Annotated in this window: 15 protein-coding genes and 2 pseudogenes; 12 read left to right on the plus strand and 5 right to left on the minus strand. The window is 31.4% G+C overall.

Going from position 1 to position 21,896, the window contains the following annotated elements; all coding sequences use genetic code 11:
- Nucleotides 1–1,049 precede the first annotated feature (1,049 nt).
- The 3 genes from AC6BKE_RS10220 to AC6BKE_RS10230 all read right to left on the minus strand — a co-directional run bounded on the left by AC6BKE_RS10220 (nucleotide 1,050) and on the right by AC6BKE_RS10230 (nucleotide 6,420).
- Entirely contained in the window at nucleotides 1,050–2,075 is a 1,026-nt protein-coding gene (locus AC6BKE_RS10220; RefSeq protein WP_499856752.1) for a WxLIP family cell surface protein, read from the minus strand.
- Between the two features lie 119 nt (nucleotides 2,076–2,194).
- Entirely contained in the window at nucleotides 2,195–2,932 is a 738-nt protein-coding gene (locus AC6BKE_RS10225; RefSeq protein WP_499856754.1) for a WxL domain-containing protein, read from the minus strand.
- Between the two features lie 50 nt (nucleotides 2,933–2,982).
- Nucleotides 2,983–6,420, minus strand: coding sequence for a pectate lyase-like adhesive domain-containing protein (locus AC6BKE_RS10230; RefSeq protein WP_499856756.1), 3,438 nt, complete (start codon nucleotides 6,418–6,420; stop codon nucleotides 2,983–2,985).
- A gap of 1,000 nt (nucleotides 6,421–7,420) precedes the next feature.
- On the opposite strand from AC6BKE_RS10230, the gene AC6BKE_RS10235 reads away from it, so the two are divergent.
- From AC6BKE_RS10235 to AC6BKE_RS10255, 5 genes and pseudogenes are all read left to right on the plus strand, one after another.
- On the plus strand, nucleotides 7,421–8,914 hold the full coding sequence (locus AC6BKE_RS10235; RefSeq protein WP_499856758.1) for a helix-turn-helix domain-containing protein: 1,494 nt from the start codon (nucleotides 7,421–7,423) through the stop codon (nucleotides 8,912–8,914).
- Between the two features lie 182 nt (nucleotides 8,915–9,096).
- A complete protein-coding gene (locus AC6BKE_RS10240) occupies nucleotides 9,097–10,083 on the plus strand; it encodes an HD domain-containing phosphohydrolase (RefSeq protein WP_499856760.1) in 987 nt (328 codons plus the stop codon).
- Nucleotides 10,084–10,124: 41 nt separating this feature from the next.
- Entirely contained in the window at nucleotides 10,125–10,787 is a 663-nt protein-coding gene (locus AC6BKE_RS10245) for a response regulator transcription factor (protein ID WP_499856762.1), read from the plus strand.
- Nucleotides 10,788–10,933: 146 nt separating this feature from the next.
- On the plus strand, nucleotides 10,934–11,647 hold the full coding sequence (locus AC6BKE_RS10250; RefSeq protein WP_499856764.1) for a hypothetical protein: 714 nt from the start codon (nucleotides 10,934–10,936) through the stop codon (nucleotides 11,645–11,647).
- 329 nt (nucleotides 11,648–11,976) lie between these two features.
- A pseudogene (locus AC6BKE_RS10255) lies at nucleotides 11,977–13,189 on the plus strand (IS3 family transposase).
- Nucleotides 13,190–13,300: 111 nt separating this feature from the next.
- Here AC6BKE_RS10255 and AC6BKE_RS10260 read toward each other — a convergent pair.
- Both AC6BKE_RS10260 and AC6BKE_RS10265 read right to left on the minus strand, forming a co-directional pair.
- Nucleotides 13,301–13,600 (minus strand): hypothetical protein, encoded by a 300-nt coding sequence (locus tag AC6BKE_RS10260; protein WP_499856766.1) that lies wholly within the window; start codon nucleotides 13,598–13,600, stop codon nucleotides 13,301–13,303.
- Nucleotides 13,601–13,606: 6 nt separating this feature from the next.
- Nucleotides 13,607–13,861, minus strand: coding sequence for a hypothetical protein (locus AC6BKE_RS10265; protein WP_499856768.1), 255 nt, complete (start codon nucleotides 13,859–13,861; stop codon nucleotides 13,607–13,609).
- Nucleotides 13,862–14,342: 481 nt separating this feature from the next.
- Between AC6BKE_RS10265 and AC6BKE_RS10270 the strand changes: the two genes are divergently transcribed.
- The 7 genes and pseudogenes from AC6BKE_RS10270 to AC6BKE_RS10300 all read left to right on the plus strand — a co-directional run bounded on the left by AC6BKE_RS10270 (nucleotide 14,343) and on the right by AC6BKE_RS10300 (nucleotide 21,891).
- Entirely contained in the window at nucleotides 14,343–14,690 is a 348-nt protein-coding gene (locus AC6BKE_RS10270; RefSeq protein ID WP_499858304.1) for an NUDIX domain-containing protein, read from the plus strand.
- 60 nt (nucleotides 14,691–14,750) lie between these two features.
- A pseudogene (locus AC6BKE_RS10275) lies at nucleotides 14,751–15,035 on the plus strand (hypothetical protein).
- 39 nt (nucleotides 15,036–15,074) lie between these two features.
- The gene (locus AC6BKE_RS10280) at nucleotides 15,075–15,377 is read left to right on the plus strand and encodes a CPBP family glutamic-type intramembrane protease (protein WP_342504126.1); all 303 of its coding nucleotides are present in this window, start codon (nucleotides 15,075–15,077) and stop codon (nucleotides 15,375–15,377) included.
- A gap of 679 nt (nucleotides 15,378–16,056) precedes the next feature.
- Nucleotides 16,057–16,425 (plus strand): hypothetical protein, encoded by a 369-nt coding sequence (locus AC6BKE_RS10285; RefSeq protein WP_499856771.1) that lies wholly within the window; start codon nucleotides 16,057–16,059, stop codon nucleotides 16,423–16,425.
- Nucleotides 16,426–17,133: 708 nt separating this feature from the next.
- Nucleotides 17,134–17,964 (plus strand): YiiX/YebB-like N1pC/P60 family cysteine hydrolase, encoded by an 831-nt coding sequence (locus AC6BKE_RS10290; protein ID WP_330493580.1) that lies wholly within the window; start codon nucleotides 17,134–17,136, stop codon nucleotides 17,962–17,964.
- Between the two features lie 173 nt (nucleotides 17,965–18,137).
- Complete coding sequence (locus AC6BKE_RS10295; RefSeq protein ID WP_499856773.1) at nucleotides 18,138–19,253, plus strand: hypothetical protein; 1,116 nt, start codon at nucleotides 18,138–18,140, stop codon at nucleotides 19,251–19,253.
- Between the two features lie 745 nt (nucleotides 19,254–19,998).
- Nucleotides 19,999–21,891: a stalk domain-containing protein gene (locus AC6BKE_RS10300; RefSeq protein WP_058845003.1), complete on the plus strand. Its 1,893-nt coding sequence runs from the start codon at nucleotides 19,999–20,001 to the stop codon at nucleotides 21,889–21,891.
- The last annotated feature ends 5 nt before the right edge of the window (nucleotides 21,892–21,896 follow it).

Here is a 21,896-nt window from a genome sequence, read left to right on the forward strand (position 1 = left end):
TGCTACAGTTGCCGTAAAAAACCTATATTTACTTATAGAGATATACATAGAAAGAACGGGGTAGACAGTCATTGTAGTGAATGTTCTGGTATTTGATTTGAATGGCAAAATAGAGCTGTTGAGAGGGAAATGGAAAAGTGGATTGACTATAATAAACATCATGAATATAATAAGCCTCTTGGTAAAAATAATTTATTACTTAGTCTAGTTAAAGGTTTAAGCCTAATAGTTAAATGTATAGATTTTTTAAATAAGGTAATACTGTTCATGTGAAGTGCATCTCTAATAGATTAAATGCTTTTAAGCAGATAGAATCCTATTATCGTATTATTGATAATAGCAGACATTATTTCGACGTCTAATTTCATCAACAACTTCTTTAACTTCAATATTTCTACAATTTCTATCTTTTACTATCTCAGAACAATTCTTCCGATAGATAAACTATTATAGTATATGGATTGAAGAAGTAATGATTCACTCTAATCAAGGTGTTTTGTACATATCTAGGTTAGGAGAGGTGTGTGAAAGAAAAGGGGTTGCTACAAACGATGTCTTAAAGAGGAAAATGCACAATGATTCCTTCTTTGATCATTTTATTTTCAAGAGGCAGGAAATTTAGCAGAACTACATATAATAGTGATGGATTATGAAAGCAATGGACCTAAAAAAAGATGGCTACGGCTACTTACCGAAGTCATCTCATTGTGTCATAATCAATAACTACATCTCTTTTTATTGAAAGGCAGGCTATAAAATAGGACCATCACCGAACCCTGAATAGTGGACACCACAGACAAATTGAAGCGAGTGCAAATATCGCTTCAATATATGATCGTGGCATTCAATATACAGCAGAATTCAAATGAAAAGCTGTTCAAGAGGCAGCCCCAATTTTTAGAGAAGCCGGATTTGATTAGATTGTTTAAGAAATATATATTATAAATGTTTAACAGGACAGCTATTCTAATTCAGCAGCTCTATCTGCCCTCCAGTTATTGCTTTATGTTGGAGAATAATAAGGTAAAAGACCTTATAGACAAAGACATTTATTTATCCTTTGTTATAGTATTAATTTTTGAATTTTTACCTAATTTAAATGCAAATATTAATAATAATATGAGTATTAAAATCCCACATATCCAGTAATATATTGTGTAGTCATTATTAATTTCTACAGCAGTTGCATTTAATTCTTTTGCTTCTTCCCTATCAATCGTAAATGATTTTATCCATTCCCAATGCTGATTACCGTTAGTCGCTTGCATTTCTAATCTATACGTCCCAGGATCAAACTCTCTATTATCCCAACTAACAGCAAAATTAAAGTTAGAATTTGGAGCTACTTTTATATGTTTTTTTTGTGTTTTAAATAATACTTTTTTTCCCTTTTCCTTATATACCTTTGCATCTACATTTAAGTTTCTTATCATATTGGGTTTTATATTTTGCAAATTCGCATTTACTACATTTCGTCCATTTATTTGGGTGGGATTGATTTCATTCAATTTCATTTCGGGCTTAACTGCCACATTTGTTTCGCTTAATACAACACCAACGACATATGCATATTTATTTTCGATTTGTAAATTATCTGATTTTTTATCTTTTTTAGTAGACTCTTTTTCTTTAAAATATAGACCTCCAAGGATAATACCATCAAACTGTTCTTTTGGCATATTTATTTGAATATCAATTGTAATTGTACTGTTTGCTGGAATTTCCGTTTCCTTTTCAGCTTTAGCGATTTCTGAAAAGGGTATTTGAAGTGTTGAATCCAATTGTGGATCAATCATCGTATAATCTACGACACCGTTATTATTTGTAATTGCAGTATTTGTATAAGTTTCAACTACAATATCTTTATTCGTATCATTTCTTAGCTGTACTTGAAGGACTTGTTTTTGTCCAGGTAACATTTTTAGATTAAAGTAAGTTAGATTTTTATCAATTTGATTTTCTGGAATCACAGTTTTTACGGAGAACTTCATTTCAGCTGCATGTGATTCAATATTAAAAATAAACATAATAAATACTAGAATTATGAAACAACTGGAAACCTTTTTTATATTCATTATAATGCCTCTCAAAGTTAGTAATTAATAGAATAACAAAAGAAAGAGATAATAGATATGATATTTACCCTTATCTCTTTTGGTATATACTTATACAGTTTTACGCAAGTTAATTAAAATTAAATTGGTGTATCTTCTAGTATCCAAGTCAATGATGTTGAATATAATTCATCTTTTACAATAGATGTACCAGTCGGAACAAACAAAGAAATACTTTCTTTACCCACTTCATTAGAATTACCATATGCAATTGTCCAAGTCCACATTCCTTTCCCTTGTGCTGCAGTAGCCACTTCTTGAACCGCACCTGCTGGATCTAATGTTACTGCTTGTGCTACTGGTGCGAATTCTTGATCAGTAGAGGAAGCAACAGATGGATTAGTTAGTTTTAGCTCGGCATTTGTTAATATTTCATTACTAGCTGTTTCAAATTGACCATTTTGCTTAACTGTTAATTTCCATCCTACGTTTGTACCTCGAGTATCTGTTACTTGTACATAGTTTGGCACTTGAATTAGATTATCTTGACCATCTGTAGTCTGTACAGTGTCTAGTTTTGCATAATAGATATTATTTCCTTTTATAGTTTGAGAGCCGAAATGGATATTTGATACATAATCAATACTTAATGGACCAGCTGTTCCTGGTTTGTGAGGATCATTTGGATTCGGTTTAACTTCTTGATCAGGATTAACAGGATTAATTGGTTTAACTGAACCAGTGTTTTCTACAAATGTTACATCCGCAAGAGAGTCCATTGCGCCTCCATCTTTAACCTCTTCTGCAAAAACAGGTGAACTTGTTGCTAATAAAGAAAGTGATAATGATCCTACAAATATTAATTTTGACAATTTCATATTATTTTCCTCCTAATTTTTTTCGTATGTTTTCAATTAATATTGAATTCTTAGATTGGAGTATCAGTGAGTGTCCATTCTAATTTTGCTTGATACATCTTATTAAGTTTTATATTTTGATTTGGATATAGGCGCAATCGTATGCCATCTGAATCTAACCAGTTAATTAAAAAATCATTATTATCTTCTGAAATGTGACTATAGATTAAATAATTTTGATCATTCAATATGGTGTTTTTTCCATTTTGACTATAAACAATTGCATCTGGTAGTACATCACTCTCTAAAGTTGTTAAAGGAGTTATTTGTTTTACATAGAGTTGCCATTCATTTTTATTTTTTCGTGTATCAGAAACAACGATTTTTCCTTGAGTTTCGTTTCGATTATAAAATACCTCTTTAGGTTGGATGTGTACTTTTCCAAAAGAAATTGTTTGTGGTACATTCTTTAATTGTAAGGAGTCTCCAATGACAGTAACTTTAATATTTTTTTCAACATCACTAATTTTTAATTTTACAGTATAAACTCCTGTCGCATTTGTTAATCCACCCATACTTTCTATCTGTACTAGATTTGTTAGATCAGTTCCATTAGGGATTTCCCAAGCTTTAATGCCAGCTTCATTAAAAATTAGACTTTTTAAAGCAGGTTCATTGTTTGGTACATCATACTCTGAAATTGAAAAGTCTTTCCCTTGTAAAGCAGCATTTGTTCCTACTTGAACCTCACTATCTGTTACAATAACTGGAATACCAATTACTGCGTTATTTCCTGCTACATCTGTAAGGGTGATTTCTGCTTTAACAAACCCTAATTGAGAAGTGTCAGGAAACTTAGTAATTTTGTATGAGATATTGGTATCTGAAACACCTGCGTTATCATAGACATTCGTTACATAATTTTTAGCATTTGTAGATAATGATTCTCCAAGAATAACTACTTGAGTAACAGGATCAGCTGTTGGAGGTAATGTATCTATTACAGTAGTAATTTCAGATTTTAAACTAACATTTCCAGCTGAATCTGTGGACGTTACATAATATTTTTTTCCAGGTATTAGAGGTCTTTTATCAATAGGAATTGTAAAAGCATAAGTTCCTAAACTGTTTGTTTTAATATCCCCAAAAACTACAGTATCTTCTACACTGTATATAGTAATATTTGAATTTGCTTCTGCCTGTCCTTCTACTATTGTCGAAACATCTTGCAATGAATTTATAGTAGGTTTATTAGGTGCAGTTTCATCTTTAACAATTGTAGTTGCTGAATCTGACTTCCCATTTAGAAAGGCATATGAACTAACAGTATTATAAGCTGTTAAATACGTCCCTTTAGGTAGTTCAAATCTATATCGACCACTACTATCTGCAATAACATGAAATTTCATTGTACTATTTTCGTCTTGAGAAGCTATGGTTGGACTTGGGATTGCTGGATCACCTGATAGTGTTACTGATGCACCAGGATTTGTGATACCGGTAATAATATAACTATTTTTGTTGCTTTCATTATCGGATAGAGGATCTATTGAGACGTCAACATCAGGAATATATTCAAATAATAATCTTTCGAAATTCTGGGTTTTAAAATTAGCTTTGAAATCATTTTGTATAATGGGGCTTATTGAGCTACCTTCTATGGATGTTACATTTCCTAGAGAATAAGATATCGTCATATCATACATTGGATCCCAGTTATATGATGGATTCGTATCATCAAGTGTTGAAGGACTTCCTTTTATCCAAGCTTTAACATTTTGTATATCAACTTGGAGTTTACCGGAGCTGGATGCCATATATATTAAATTACTTTTTACATGTTCATTTAATTTTAAATCTATTCTTTTAGCATTTTCAAAATTGAAAATAGAAGAAGTACCCATGTGTATAAGGTTTTTTGCGTTTTTCCCATCAATAGATGCCTCAAAAATAGATTTTTCTCCAATAATAAATGAAGTATTGTTACCAGTTAATAAAGCTGGTGCAGTAGAAGTACCCGAGTTTGATATATCAATTTTTAACTTAGCGTCATTTAACACATTAAGTCTTGCATTATTTGCTAAAGTTATTCCAGCTCTAGTATTACTTATGACCCCTCCTATGAAAACATTTAACTCTGCATTAGAGGAGATATTTAAGTTACTTTCACTACTAGTAAGTTTAATTCCACCTTTATTACTGTCTGGTGATGTATATACATTTACATTTGCGCCATCATGAACAAAAAAACCACCTTCTACTTCGATAGCTGCATTAGGTGTTCCTCCACCTGTACCGCCAGCGACAACAGTAATATTTACATTTTCCCCAACATTTACTATTCCGCCTTTTTTTAATTGAAATACTCCAGCATTCTGTGTAGTACCTGTATACTGGGCATTTTTAAGAAAATATACATTTGTAGCTTCAATGTTTTCTTGGTTTATTTGTGTTTTAACGATTTTCCCATCGACTGTGGATGTATATTCGTTGATGGAGTTAACAAATACCTTACCATCAAATATAATATTAGCAGTGTAAGACGCGGTAAGTTGTGAGCCAATATAACTTATATCTTGATAAAATATATTACTACCGTTATTGGTAGTAGATGTAAACATAAACGGACCATAATAATTACTTCCATGTAATTTTATATTTTTAATAGTAAGATTCATTTCTGATTTCGAGGTATTAAACCTTGCACTCATACCACGGAAATCAATAGTATGTCCGTTTCCTTCAATAACTAGGTTTGATCTAACTGGGAAATCAACAAAGCTATTGGCAGTTTGATTCACTACAAAGCTACTAGTAATATTAATCTTCGCAGTCAGTTCATTCTTTAATGCTGCTCTTAATGTTACATCATCATATACATCAACTACTTCGATTGCTCTTGGCTCATTTATAAGCATATCTTGAGTCGAATCATCTTGAGTACACGAATCATCTTGAGCCGAGTCATCTTGAATACACGAATCATCTTGAGCCGAGTCATCTTGAATACACGAATCATCTTGAGCCGAGTCATCTTGAATACACGAATCATCTTGAGCCGAGTCATCTTGAATACACGAATCATCTTGAGCCGAGTCATCTTGAATACACGAATCATCTTGAGCCGAGTCATCTTGAATACACGAATCATCTTGAGCCGAGTCATCTTGAGTACACGAATCATCTTGAGCCGAGTCATCTTGAATACACGAATCATCTTGAGCCGAGTCATCTTGAGTACACGGATCATCTTGAGCCGAATCATCTTGAGCACACGAATCATCTTGAGCCGAGTCATCTTGAATACACGAATCATTTTCTAATTTAATGTCATCATTAACAACTGCAGGATTAGCTTCCAACGTAATATTTGGTGTTAGTGTATTTTCCGCATAAGCAGTGTTTGTGTAAACAGTTGGGACATTAAATTGAGCAAATACAAATAATAAAATCAAAAGAATCCTTAATAATTTGTTAGTGTGTTGTTTTTGTTTTTTTTTCCATCTCATCATATCCTTTCCTTTCCTTTCGATACCATCTAATGATAACTATTTATCACGAATTAAAAAAATCAACATTTTCTGTAAAGAGGAAATAAATTGAGATTTATATATGAAATTAGACTTATTAAGCATTAATAAGTATCTATCAAAAGAAATTTAGAATTTTAAACGGTCTGTCAATATTTTCATGAAGAAGGAATTCAAACTTTTTTCTTATAGTTCTATCATTCTGTTTGAAAAGAATGTTTTATTTTATCACTCAAATACTGCTTCAAGTGCTTAATACACCAGAAATAAAAAGAATAACTTCTTTGACACCACTTTCTATGGATATTTACTATTGGTTGTATGCAGATTCAGTTGGTGTAATTATGTAAGCTAGGAAGTCCCTTGAACCATCCTCACGATTACTAACAGCTTCTTTGTATATCGTTTCACCCCTCATTAGAATATAGGAGATGCTACTAAATAACTCCAAATGTCACTTAAATGTATGAAGGTTTATTAGAGGACACTAAATGTTTTGTTACCGTTGGATAACTAACATTTTAAATGAATGAAGCGAGGGCTTCTTTTCATTTGCCTTATCTTATAGGTAGCACTTAATTTCCCAGTTCATCATCTAGATAATCATTCACAAGAGGGGATTTGTAAAAAAATCCGTCTATCTAATTAAATAGCCTCTAAATATTAGTAATTTAACTTATTATATTCACCAAATGAATACCTTTTTTTGTGTTATTAAAAAAGCTAAATTATTTTCTCAAACATTACTTTGATAAAATAAAAAAATGATTTCTATATAAAAGTTTAAAGTGCTATATTGATGTTTCCATTATTTCTATAAAGCAATCTTGTTTATATTTACGCTAATCAAAATACTAATTTGAGATATTTTTTATTAAGGGGGTTTAGAAGGGAGTATAGCGAGACATAATATTCTAATAAAGAGTATATCCAATTAATAACAATACAAAAAATAATAATTAATTTTCGAGGTGACCTTATGTATAATTTTTTAAGTCGTCCAACTCTAAAAAAAGTACAAGTATTAAATTTACTACATACTGAAGGGCGATTTATTTCAAGTATAGAGTTAGCTCAAGAAGTAGAATTATCAGAAAAAACTATCATAAAAATAATATCGGAGCTATCAGAGGATTTGAGCTCGCTTAAAGAACCCGCGTATATAAAAGAAATTAAATATAAACAATTTAAATTAGAGTACGAAGATTATTTTTCAATAAAATCTATCGAAAGATTTTATTTACAAAACTCAATAACTTATAGAGCTTTTGATATGATTTTTTATAATGAATTAAATGATATAAATATGTTTGCTATTGATAATTTTATAAGTTTAGCTTCAATGTATAGATATATAAATAAAGTTAAACCTATGTTAAAACAATTCCAGTTAAAATATTCTTCTCAAGATGGAGTCACTCTTAAGGGTACAGAAACACAATTTCGATATTTCTTTTATTTGTTTTATTGGAATTCATGTTGGGGAGAAGCATGGCCATTTACTCTGGTTTCCAGAAGTGAGATTCAAAAATTAGTAAAACAATTAAAATTAGAACTTCCTGAATCAGTTTTATATTGGCTAGCAGTGTGTATAACAAGAGCAAAAATGGGCTTTATAATTGATGCTAATCCCATATATAATAAATTTTCAAAACATCATTATCATTTTGAGGAGTTTACTTCAGGGTTTAAATACTTATTGACTAAGTTAACAACACTAACTGAAGAAGAAATTGAAAAAGAAACAATGTTCTCTTTTTCATTTTTAGAATGCCTATATCCCTATGAGAAAAAAGATACGTCTGTATCCTTGATGATGAATTTTGCTCAACATCATAATAAAGAAATTTTTGTTCAAGCAACCTTATATTGGATTGAAAAATTTATAAGTTATTTTTCAATGGAGTTAGATGTAGAGGAGTATAGTGTACTTTTTGTTAATTTAATGAATCTACATTATTTTACGTTGAATTTTATAGGTCCTTCTTTGTTGTTTAAAGACGATTTTTATAAAAGACAATTGAATAGTCAAGATACAACTCAGGTAGAAATAATGGATCAATTTTACAATACATTATTAGAAAATCAAATATATAATAAAATCTTTAGACAGAGGGATTTTTTAATAGGTAGGTATCATCAACTTTTAAAACAATCTATAGACATTGTAAATAGAGAAAAAGTAAAAATCAAAATTATATCAATGATAAATGACGTTCCATTTTTATTTAAACAAATAAAACGCGTATTTTTGCATGTTGAATACTGTTCCAGAGATGAAGATGCTGAGTTAATAATAACTGACCGAATCTATTTGAATATTTCTAAAGAAAAAAAGGATATATTTGTTTGGGAAACGGTTCCTAAACGTAAAGATTATGATAGACTCGCAGCAAAACTTCAAACAATTTATTTTAATAAAAAACAAAAGCCAAATCAACTTCTATTAAAAACTTTATTAAGTGAAGTATAAAAGGTTCAATGGAACTAATTTATTCCATTTTCAAAAATTGCAACTTATAAAAAATGTCTAAAAAAGAAATATTTTACTATTTAATTGAAAATATTAGGTTCAATTAAAAGGGATTAAGTAGAGAATTTTAGTAGAAATAAAATCATTTAGAATTTTACTGAATTGAAAATGAGGGGTTTAAAATGTGTAAAACACAACTTCCAATTGAACTGACATATTATCTAAGATTAACAGACGCTGTTATGATTTTCGATAATAACTATATTATTATTGATGCCAATTTTCAATATGAAAATATATCAGGTTTTAAGAGGCAGGAAATTATTGGAGTTAGTATTAATAGATTAAAATCAAAAATGTTGCCCTTGCTTAGAACTAAAGAATTGAAAGATGCGTTAAAGAATAATAATCCATGGTCTGGGCTGCTTGTTAAAAAAAACGAAAATGAACTATCAAAATTAATATACATTTTAGTTACGATTACTCCAATTAAATTACATAATAAGACATATTATCTTTGTATAATGCGATTGACTGATCAATTAACGGAAGAAAAAAACCAAAAGCTAAGGAAATCTAAAGACTTAATTAGAGTATTAGCACTTTCCAGCGAGAACCGTGATTCAGGAATTGCTGAACACCTTTTGGAAGTGCAAAAACTAACGGAGAGATTTTTACATGCTTTAAAGGAGAGTAGTAAATACAAATTAAATGAAAATTATATAAATAGGATTATTCATTATAGTGTATTGCATGATATCGGTAAATCCGGGATACCAGAATCAATTCTATATAAACCAGGGCCTCTTACTATTTATGAAAAGAAAGTAATGGAAATGCATCCCTTGATTGGTGTAGATACTTTACAATATCTTTCTAAAGAATTAAATGGTACTTTCGAAAATATAGATATTGCCCAAAATATAATTCAATACCACCATGAAAAATGGGATGGGAGTGGCTACCCATTTGGATTAAAAGAGGAAGCTATACCTTTTGAGGCTAGAGTTATTGCGATTGTTGATGTCTATGATGCTTTAGTTAGTAAAAGAGTTTATAAGGATTCTTGGTCAACTGAACAAGCTATAGCATACTTAAAAAATCAGAAAAGTATTCATTTTGATCCAAGTCTAATTGATATCTTTGTTGAAAAAGTAATTGGAGTATGAGAAAAAATCTAACTATTTAAATATAAAGGGCGTTCAGTACAATGATTATGAAAGGTAAAAGCATACTTATTTTAGAACAGAATTTACTACTCAACATGGGATTAACAAGAATCCTAGAAAAAAAATATACGGTTTATACTGGAATAGATAAATCAGAAGGACTTTTTGATTTAGCAAATAATTACAAACCTGATGCTATTATAATTAGTGACCTAAGCGAAAGTAATATAATCGACATAGAAAAAATTAAAAAGGATTTTTCTCATAATATATCCATATTATATTTCACATCTAAAATTATTGATTTAGATATTTACAAGGCGCTTAGAGCTGGGATTTCGGGTTGCATTTTACAAAATATAAATTCTGTAGAAATTGAACATGCTATACAAGTTATATTAAACGGCGAATATTATTTTAGTGATCCTATTATAACCTTTTTAATAAAGGAATATATAAATTTTATCAAGGGAGATTATTTTGATTTTTATAAAAATATACCTTTTCATGTCCTTACTAAGCGAGAGTATGATATTCTCCAGATGTTGGCTAAAGGTAAAAGTAATTTGGAAATTAGCTACGCACTAAATGTTTCTGAAAAAACTATAAAAAATCATATAAGTCACATATTCTCAAAGCTCTCAGTAAAAAATCGAACACAAGCAGTTTTGGTGGCTATAAAAAATAAATGGGTTTATATCTAATTATTGAACTTTAAGTAAAATTTATTGGTACACTTTTCAGATAGTCTTGGTGCAATCTTCCCCCAAAAAGCAATCTAGTAGCGATCAATTATCGATGATTCATTAGTATCTGTAAGATGTGCATTGGATACCTCGAATACGAGTGTTTGGTAATAGTTTTATCATCCCTTAGATTCTCTAACATTTGTGTAAGTGTACGATTCTTTTTATCCTTTGCTATCACCTTGTATGGAGTAAAAGCGAACTACCGTATTACGAATATACTTATCCTTGCTATAAGGGGCGTTTTCTCTTTATTATTTGCTTTAATTGCTTTCGCAGCAGATGAGACTGAACAAATACATACTAATTCTTTTATTCAAACTGATTTCAAGTTACATATACTTGAAAATGAAAATAACATTAGATATAACACTCATATTTTTACGGATAAAGAAGTTAACAAAGGAAATGCATTTCCGGACGCAAATTCTGAAAAACAATATAAAGAGGTATTTTGGGTAGCTTTTGGTGAAAATGAGGAACAGATTGGTGTTCATTCTAAATTCTATACTAATTGTGTAATTCGTGGTGTCTCTATGAATTCTATAGATAAGGTGGATCGATACCAAACGACTTTATCTTACTCACCTACGATGAATGGTTATGAATACACAAACCAAACACCATTTACTATTAGTTTTGTTGGAGATGATGAAATATTAAAAACTTATACACTCACAAAAGATAACAATGTAATTAAAGTTGATATCCCAATTGATGTGAAAAGGACATTTGGAGTAATTATAGAAGGTGACGTAACGGATTACTCAATTGTCACATTACTAGGATCAAAATTTATAAATAAGTTGAACAGGTAACTTATATAAAAAAACTTTATTTGTAGGCAGTAAGCCACTAATGCGTTTAAAAAGCATCTAATGAAAAGTGGACTCTTTCAAACCTCAAAATGCATATTATGGAAGATAACCCTGAATACATATAAAAAATTAAAATAATCGTCGTATTAAATATGTATAATTTCCATTTCTTAAGTAATTGGAAAAATAAAAAAAGTAGCTAATTTATCTTGAACTGAACCCCGAATAGTGGACACTTTAAAAAAAGTGGACCTATTCGGGGTTTTTTTATTTTCAACATTTGAAAACCCCGTTATACTAACCATACCATTTATGAACGGGAGAACATCATGAGTAAAATAATTTTTAACGAACACCAACGCAGACAAATTGAAGCGAATCCAAATGTCGCCTCAGTATCCGACCGCTCAATTCAATATACAGCCGACTTTAAATTAAAAGCTGTTCAGGCAAATTTACAAGGAAAAGGTCCAGTCCAAATCTTCAGAGAAGCGGGATTTGACTTAGAGCTGATAGGAATTAAGAAAGCTAAAAGCGCAATTAGCCGTTGGAAGAAAACATATCAAACACATGGTAAGGAAGGTTTTTTAGAGGAACGTCGTGAAAAAGAGAGTACTGGTCGTCCACGCCTTGAAAACTTATCCGCAGAAAAGAAACTTGAGAAAGCGGAAGCGCGTATTCAACTGTTAGAGGCAGAGCTTCATCTGCTAAAAAAGCTCGACGAAATGGAAAGGCAGGCGAAAAAGAATCGTTTTTAACACCGAAAGAGAAATACACGCTTTACGTGAAGAAGCTGATTATCAAGATTACATCTTATTAAAATCAATTTATGATCAAGCGAAAGGGAAAATTGGTTATCGTGGATTTTATATGGCACTGGTAGATGTGCTGGACACACCGATGAACCATAAAAAGATTCTTCGTCTGATGCGTAAGTTCAATTTATATGCGAAAGTACGTCGTGCGAATCCGTATCGTCTGTTAGAAAAAGCAACAGAGGCGCATCGCCGTATACCGAACCATTTAAACCGAGCATTTAAGCAAGAAGAGCCAGGAAAAGTATTCTTAACAGATATTACGTATCTGCAATATAGAGGTGGTTAAAGGGCGTATTTATCATGCGTGAAAGATGTCGCAACACGAGAAATTGTAGCATACGAATTATCTACTACGTTAAAGATGTCCCTTGTCTATAAGACGCTTGAAAAGTTAAAAACACATCTAGAGGGCAATCTTCATCCAGAAGCGCTGATTCACTCGGACCAAGGTATTCATTATACACACCCAGAATATCAGCAGCGTGTAAAAGAAATGGGACTTCTTCAGTCAATGTCCCGCAGAGGAAATTGTCTTGATAATGCGCCAATAGAATCGTTTTTCGGTCATTTCAAAGATGAAGTAGACTATAAACAAGCAGAAAGTTTGGCAGAATTACACACAATAGTGATGGACTATATGAACCATTATAATCACACACGAAAGCAATGGACATTAAAAAAGATGGCTCCGGCAACTTACCGAAGCCATCTCATTGCGGCTTAACTTAAAACTACATCCCTTTTTATTAAACTGTCTACCAAATAGGGTTCAGTTCATTTTACAAATGGCTTTTTTTCGTATAGATTGTTGCTTCCGAAAAAGTTTCTGAAAATATTATCGAAGTAAAGATAAAAAAGAAGCAGCAGCATAAATTATCACACCAATACCTATGATTGCCAATCCCATACTAATCAGTCTCCAATGGCCCGATTCTTTTTGCATCTCCTTATAACATTTTGTCGTCAAAAATGCACCAGTCATCATTATGACCACACAAGCCGCATACGAAAGAATTCCCCCACCATCAATCTTACTTTGATCGATGATTCGCATCGCTATATAGTTTATAAAAGACACAATTGAAAAAAGAGATGTTTCCTTTTTTTCTAATTTTCTATCTTTCTTTTTTGACACTCTATACTATTTTTTCACATCTCCTTGAGATACATATTGCTCAACAATAGCTTCTACTTGTCCTGCATATTCTTTTCGAAATTTGACTGCATAAAACACTATGTATACTTCATTATTTTTTTTCGAGCGGAGTCTTTCGGACGGCTGCCTTAAAATATCTTTGATGCCTAGTTCAAACGGAACGCTTTTTCTATCTAAGTGTTCGATAATTGCCTGGACAGTATCTTCTGAATGACCAACTAATATTTTCTTTTTAAACAAACTCAGCACCTCTTACGAAACATGTTAAATACCCTTAATTATACTATTTCATTAGACCTTTCCAATGATCCAAAATATAACAATATCTTTTAAATATCTAATGCTTTCATTTAGCAGCATTCTTTGAAAAAGGCTATTTTCTTAAAGATTATTGTTATTCAGCTAACGTGGCCGGTTAGTTGAAGAGTGTTGTTTAACTTGTTGTTCAAAAATCGGGCCGTACTCTTGAGGAATGTTTAATTATAGGAAACATTTACCATAAATTTTCGTTCTCTATATTGAGATTATGAATAATTGTATTTAAAGCAAAAAGGAAATTTAAGGGTTATAGAAAAACACTTCGAGGTGAGTAAAGAAGTGGAGATTATGGTGAAGTTCCAATAAAGTGTACAGGTGTTGCAATTGTTCTATTAAAAAAGATTGAAAACGAGTATAAAGTACTGTTATTGAAAAGGTCTACATCTGTTTTTAAAAATGTTTGGTGTTATATTGGCGGAGGTATCGAGGAAGGGGAATTGCTTGGGAGTCTGCTGTAAGAGAGATCAAAGAAGAAACTAGTATTACAAAGGTTTTATTATATACTACTAATAAATTTGTTCATATATATTCACCAAAAGAAAATTATATTTATGTTGCACCTGTATTTGTTGGATATGTTGAAGAACAACAAGAAGTCACATTAAATTACGAACACAGCGAATATAAATGGTTATCGTTTAAAGAGGCAATTGCCATGGTTTCTTTATCTAGAAATGATGAAGTCTTAATGTCTATTGAAAAACATTTTGTCATGAGAAATCCTTCCGAATATTTGCGTATTCGCGTATAGAAAACTAATGCACATTAGTATTATTATATGACATAAATAAAAATATATGGAGGTATAGTTATGTGGATAATATTAGGGATTATTGCAATAGTAGCAACACTTATAAATTTTTATATGTATGTAGCAGGAAAGGATTATAAGCTTGCTATGGCGATAGGATTATCATTTACAGCATTAACACTTTGTTCAGAATACAGTCTTGTATCAGGGTGGGTAAAAGTGGAAGACTGGCCAGCTCTATTGGATGTAGTACCTGGTATGGAAATGGCATTATGATTTTTGACAATTTTTTTTATATTACTAAATATAACTCCTATACTTTTAGAACTAAAAGGTAAGAGATAATTACATATTGTCTCATCATTTATATAATATGCAATTATTATGTCTGTTTGTATAACTAACAAGGGCGCTTTTGGATTATCTATTGGATTTCCATATCTTTCACAAGTGTTAATCTCAGGAATTACGTTTGGGATTGTTCATGGTGCATGGCTATTATTGCGAGGAGAAATAAAAATTGCACTTCCAGCCATTCTTTCAACTACGATCTTAGGTTGTCTTCTTGCTATGCTCTACATATATACAGGAAGGAGCATCCTCGCTCCAATTATAGCGCATGTTTTAATCAATATGGTAATAGAGCCATGGTTTTGTTATCTGCCATTACAGGGAAATGGAAAATAAAAAAAGTTTAAAGTAATAATTGAGGGAATGTTGAATAATTTCGCCTCTAAATTAAATAACTTTATGGGTAAAAGGCTAGTTAATATATCACCGTTAGTCAGAAGTATAAAATGAAATTTAATATTTGTAAGAAGGTTTAGATAGCTGAGAAAAAGGAATGATAGCTATTAATCGCTCAGCTTATTAGCTATCAACGTCTAAATTATACCTTTTTATAACATTGGAAATATGGAAAATTATATATGTAATGTGATAAATTATTCCTAGAGGTGAATAAAGATTATGGATAAACGTCAAGAATAGCAATAAGAAGTCATGACATTACAATAGGTTTAGGCAATAAAAAGAACCAGAGTTTGAGATGTTAACAGAAATCTGAAATATGGTTAAATTCGCATTAAATATCCGAGGGCTTCCGATGATTGAATACCAAACTTTAAAGTTAGCAGCATATCATTTCTTAGATATTCTTACGTACATGTGTAGTGTATAGTGGAATATCTTGCAGAGATTGAATTTCTTAAAATATCATCGGAAGGAAAGAACGAACAAGCGGTTAAATAATTTCTATTTTACTTGTGAAATGTATTCCCTAAAAGTTTGGCATTCTGTCTTTTTTTATGGTGATTATTTGAAGTTAATTTGTTCATTATGAGTTAGTAAATAAAAGGAGGATTCAATGTTTATTGTATTTTTTATTCTATTAATCTTAATTATCGTTACTACAATTTTTGTAAGCATTTTGTTAAAGAAAAAACCTCTCATTTCTGTCCTTGTACTTGCGTTGATATGCGTGACTGCTCTGTTCACAAGGCCTTCAGAAACTACGTACTATAATGAATTGGCAAAGAAACATGGTTTGCAATGCTATGACAACGGCACATGCACTGCCGGTCAACACGTTTATACGGTAGAGCAGTTTAGCAGCCACAATTTAGGTCTTTTTACAACGTATCATTTAAAAATGACTTATGGTGGCGGTACACATTTGCGCGAAATTGATAGCATTGGAGCCTTCTACAATATTTTTACGTATACAAATAGATAAGATGCTGGGACATAAAGTAGTAGTCTCACTTTTTTAGCTTCAATTGACACGTTCTTATCGAATTTAAGGGCTAATTTCGTGCTTAAATATGCTAATCTTATAACCTTCATAATGAAATAACGTTCCCAAAAAGGTTAGGGAAACAGCCACCCCCCTATTCAATTGAATAGGGGGGTGGCTGTTTATAATCAGTATGAATGTTATTCGGGATAAGGTTAAATGGTCGAAGCCCGAATGACCTTCTAAGGGCCATGAGGTCAAGGCTGGACAAAAACAGTTTGAACGGCAGGGTAGCGCTGAACCTAACGAAATTGAAGGGTAGTTTTGCAAAGGCAAGCGCAAGTAAGAGTGGGTCCTTATTCAAGCACGCCTTCAAAGAACCAGAGAGATGATTATCGTTCTACAATTTCTCCTCAACAATATAGAAAAGGTCTTCGGGTACTTTTTCGCCAATTTTCAATCGATGTATTTAAAAGATATTGGCTACATTTTTCCATAAGGGAATAGCAGGAGCTCTTTGCAGAAGCTTTTTTAATAACTTCTATTTTAAAATGTTAATTATTACTATATATGTAATTAATAATATATAATACACTTTTTTGTTTAATAGTTTATTTTTTCCTTTTTATGTGATATATTTGCATCAAGAATCGATTCGAATATATTGCAATGTATTAAAGAAATATAAATTTTTTTAGGAGTGGAATTATGAAAAATAAAATTATTAAAATGTCTGCTATTGCTGTTATTTCTATTAGTCTTTTTAATTTTGGGACTAACGCAAGTCTTGCAAAAAGTGAAGGAGATAGTTTTGAACAACTTGTTCAAAAGTTGGAAGAGACAAAAAATTATATTCAGTCTGGTATTGAATTATCAATTAACGAAAGAGACCAACTATCAATAGAGAATTACAATATGTTACATGACTATTTAGAAGAAAATCCAAACATTGATCATGAAAAAAAAATATCAATTGTAGATCAAGTAAATGACCTTGATGTTATAATATATGATTCTCAATTAGAAAATAAATCAATCAGTTATACAAATAATGATGATACTGCTATTTCTCCATTTGCTTTAGAGATTGGTGGTGGAACTTCTAGATATAAAGGAGATATTTTAATTAGTAACGTAGCTAAATCTTATGATGTTATTCGACATGGACATACTGCGTTAATGAGTACAATTCCTAATTACGTTGTTGAAGCTGTTCGTTCAGGGGTTGTACATAATCCCGCTTCAGTTTATTGGGGTCAGTCACATATAAATGATGAAGAATTATATTATGTTAAAGATGCCCCTGATTCTGCATATTTAGCAGCATATCAATTTGCGGTTGATCAAGTAGGTGAACCATATAATGTAAAAACTGGTTTTGACAATAATGATGAATGGTATTGTTCAAAACTTGTATACAAGGCTTGGCAATCTGCTGGCTATAGAGTTGGACCAAAAATGGGTCCTGTATTGCCGATTGACATTGCTGCTAGTGGTAACACAATAAAATATTCTAATGTTCCCAAAAATATGTTCTAAGAATTATTACATATGGGTTGTCTTAAAAGGGGTATTTTAATCAAAAATGCCCAAATAGCGAAAGCAGAAACGTTGATTTAACAACATTTCTGCTTTTCGATTTTCACATAAATTCACTTCAAAAAGTCCTTTTTATACAATTTTATATAATTATAAGAGATATAGGTGTAAATATGAAAATATTAAAATTTTTTGCTGTTTTTATTACTTTATTATTACTTTCAAGTTGTGAAGAACCTATAGTATATAAAGAATCCGAAAAAGAAATAGATATTATTGAAATTAATGATGTTACAAATTTCACAACTGATAGACAGGGAGATTATTTAGTGTTTAATTTAATGGATCCTGTTGCAGAAAAAGGATATATACAAGAATTTAATTCAAATGGTGAAATTATAAAACGCTATGAAATTTCAGATAGACTTTTCGCTCCTTCTAACATTTATTTTTTCCAAAATAAATACTATTTTGCTAGTAGTGGATATTCAGGCGATTCTAAAATCATGTCGTACAACCCAAATAATTCGAAAATCTCGTTTATTAATACAGGTCAAAATGACTTTGTAGAAAGATTCTATATGGATGACGATTCAAAATTTATTATGACAAATATGGATAAAAATTTAGATAATAAATTTTGCAAAATTGGACCCAATAAGTGCATTGAATTTCCTGAAAATTACAGAATACATGATATTACAATACTTGAAGGTGCTCCAATTGTAGTAGGGATTGTAAAAGATGCACAAGAAAATAGTGAGGATATTTTAAAAATAAGGAAATATAATGAGGACTTAGAAATTATAGATGAAGTTAATTTAAACCAGTATCCTAATTATTTTTCTTTTACTGGTAAAAATAATAAACTATATTTATTTATGTATAGTGGAGATATTGTAGAAATAAGTAGTGATTTAAAAGTAAGCACTTTTTCTTCTGACTTTTCAGCTATAATGGATGATATAGTTAATATAGAATTTAAAAAAAATTTAATGCTAGAGAATGGAGATCTTTTGATAAATATTGTATTAAACTCTATTGATCAAAAATTAAATTTTATAGTAAAAGTATCATTTAGTACTGGTTCTCCTCAAATGGAGATAATAGAAAATACAGCTAATAAAACTCTATTAAATGTTGATTATGATGCCAATGAATTTTATACAGCTTCTTATAAAGAGGATAAAAATGTAATTTCTATATGGGATTCAAAAACTTTAAAAATAAAAAATAAGTTTATGCTTGATAGTACATATAGCGTTTATTTAGTAGATAAGATAAACTAGTCTAAAATCAAATTTTGATATGCTAAAATCTGTTGCTAAACTACCATTAATTCAATACTTACGACATAGTAATAACCAACAATTTAAACATATTTTAGATTTATTAAATTTAGCGATTTGGCAACTACCCAGCCTCTCTTCACGATTAGAAGAGGGGTTTTTTAGTACTCTGAGCATGTGCTATAACCTGTTATTTATATATTGCACAAGTGAAATTAATACACTACAAAAAACGAATTCGATATCATCTAACTAAGTATCATTAACGAAAATCAGCTATATTTATAGTGTTCACATCTGTCCAATCAAGCATCGTCCAACCTAGAGATGTTTTGAATGTAGTAATCCTCAAATACTTCATTTTCTATGGTGATTACCCAAAAGCATGTAACTTTTTTTCTATAAAACAAGTCTAATTAAGAAAATATAACTTTACTGGGAGTTCTAATAGTAATGAAGTTACTTATCAAATATTATTCACATATAATTTGATAAAAAGCTGACTTCATTACCTTTAAAATACAGTACGATGGGGGTTATACATAAGGATTTATCAAGTAGCAATGAGTTTGATAGAAAATGTTCATGGAGATTTGGAAATAGCCTTTTCTTTCTATGAAGCTTTTGAAGGAGAGGGGTTAGCACTCTAGTACCGAATTCAACTCTTTTCGATAAAAATCCCACATTTTAGGGTTTTTTCGTGTTAAGATGTTAAAGACTATGGAATGTGAAAAAGGAGATTAGCATGTTTAAGAAACTTAGGAATACATGTATTGTATCGGCAGTTGCTTTGGCTACCATTTTGCCTGGACAAGCATCTGCAACAGCTATTAGTAAAGATGGAATTCAGATAAAAAACAATGTTTCGATTACGATTAATGGAGAGACGATTAGTGTCAATGACCCTATCTTAAATAAATCGGATTTCTTATTATTACCGATGCGTGCATTATATGAAGCGATTGGTGCGAATGTGGAGTGGAATAAGGATACATTGACAGCGTCAGCTACTCGAAATGGTAAGCTTGTCGATTTAACGATTGACTCTATGAACGCATTAGTAGATGGGGAAGAGGTGGCGATGGATGTCGCACCGTTTATGTATAAGGACCGAACTTATATGCCATTACGCTTTGTCAGTGAAAACTTTGATGGCACTGTGAATTGGGACCCCGATACTCAAAGTGTAGATATTACGTTATCTGATGAAACACCAGAGCAACCTCAAGAAAACCCATATATTTTACATATTAATAATCATCGCATTGTGATGAAAGATCCAATTGTGATGAAGCAATCAAGATCCTACATCCCAGCGAATTATATATATGAATACCTTGATGATTCAACAGGCATGTGGCTACCAGATAACTCTTTTGAATTACAAATAGCTGGCATGAGCTTTGTTTTTAAGGATAACAGTAATCAAGTTTTAGTGAATAATGAAGTTGTCACTTTAGAAGAGGTTCCTTTTGTTCAAAAAGGGAAGATGTACGTTCCTATTACCTTTGTAGTGAATGCATTAGGCGGAAACTTGCGTTATATAAGTGAAAAACGAGAAATGTATTTATATGTCTATCATTATATGTATACAAGCTCTTTCCTTGAAAAATCATTTGGCTCAACAGCTTATCCAGAAGCCGTTCCTTCTGCTCGTTTAGAGGGAGATCGTGATTTATTTATTAGTGACAACCCAGAAACTTTAACACGTAAATTAGTTCCTAAATCTAATGCTACGCTTGCACAATATGATGTTAATGCAACAGCAGCAACGAATAAGCACCGTATCTTTGGTTGGCATTATAACACATTAGGGACAGATGTGAAGCTTGGGATTACGGTTCAAAATAAATCTACTACAGAGAGTATTAAGGTAACAGAATCGAAGGGCATTAACCAAAAAACTGGGAACAGCTGGGTAGGCCACGATATTGGTTTAACAATTGCTGATGCTGTTTTAAATAACAAGCTTCAAAGATCAACAAGTAAAGGTACTGTGATTGAACCAGGAGAAACAAAGGTTATTGAAACATACGATTTAGAATACGACTATATCATTGGTTTTTTACATGATTTAGATATCCAAGCGGCTAACGGTGGAAAGCCAGAGTATACAATTCGTACAGTGCTTACAAAGGATAATAGTGACTTAAGAACGATTCAATCAGAGCAGGTTGCTGTTGATGAATATGCTAAACATCCAAGGGGTGCTTGGCCAAGTGCTACAATTCTAGCAGAGCTACCAGCTTATACAGTAGATTCTCCAGAGGTAGGCTATAACATTTCTAACGGCCGTACAGATCATTTACAAACGGCTGAAAATTCCTTCTCCCAAATCAATGGAGCAGTAGGGAATCCAGGTCATTTTGGCATGAACTATAAGGTGTCGATTCCAGTGGTGAATTCATCTGGCACATCAAAAACGATTAAGATGAAATTAGCTGGTCGTGGTGGTTTATATAGTGGTGCTATTAAGGTCAATGGCAAAGTATATTTAGTGCCTTCTTTACGAGTAGGAACAGAATATGTTGAGCTGCCAGAGTACACAATTGATGGTTCATCAGGAACAATTGAATTAGAACTAATGCATGCTGGTGGTGTCAATCTTCCAGTAGCTATCTATGTAGGAACAAAATAAAAAAG

Source organism: Lysinibacillus sp. COL-1, from assembly GCF_059814265.1.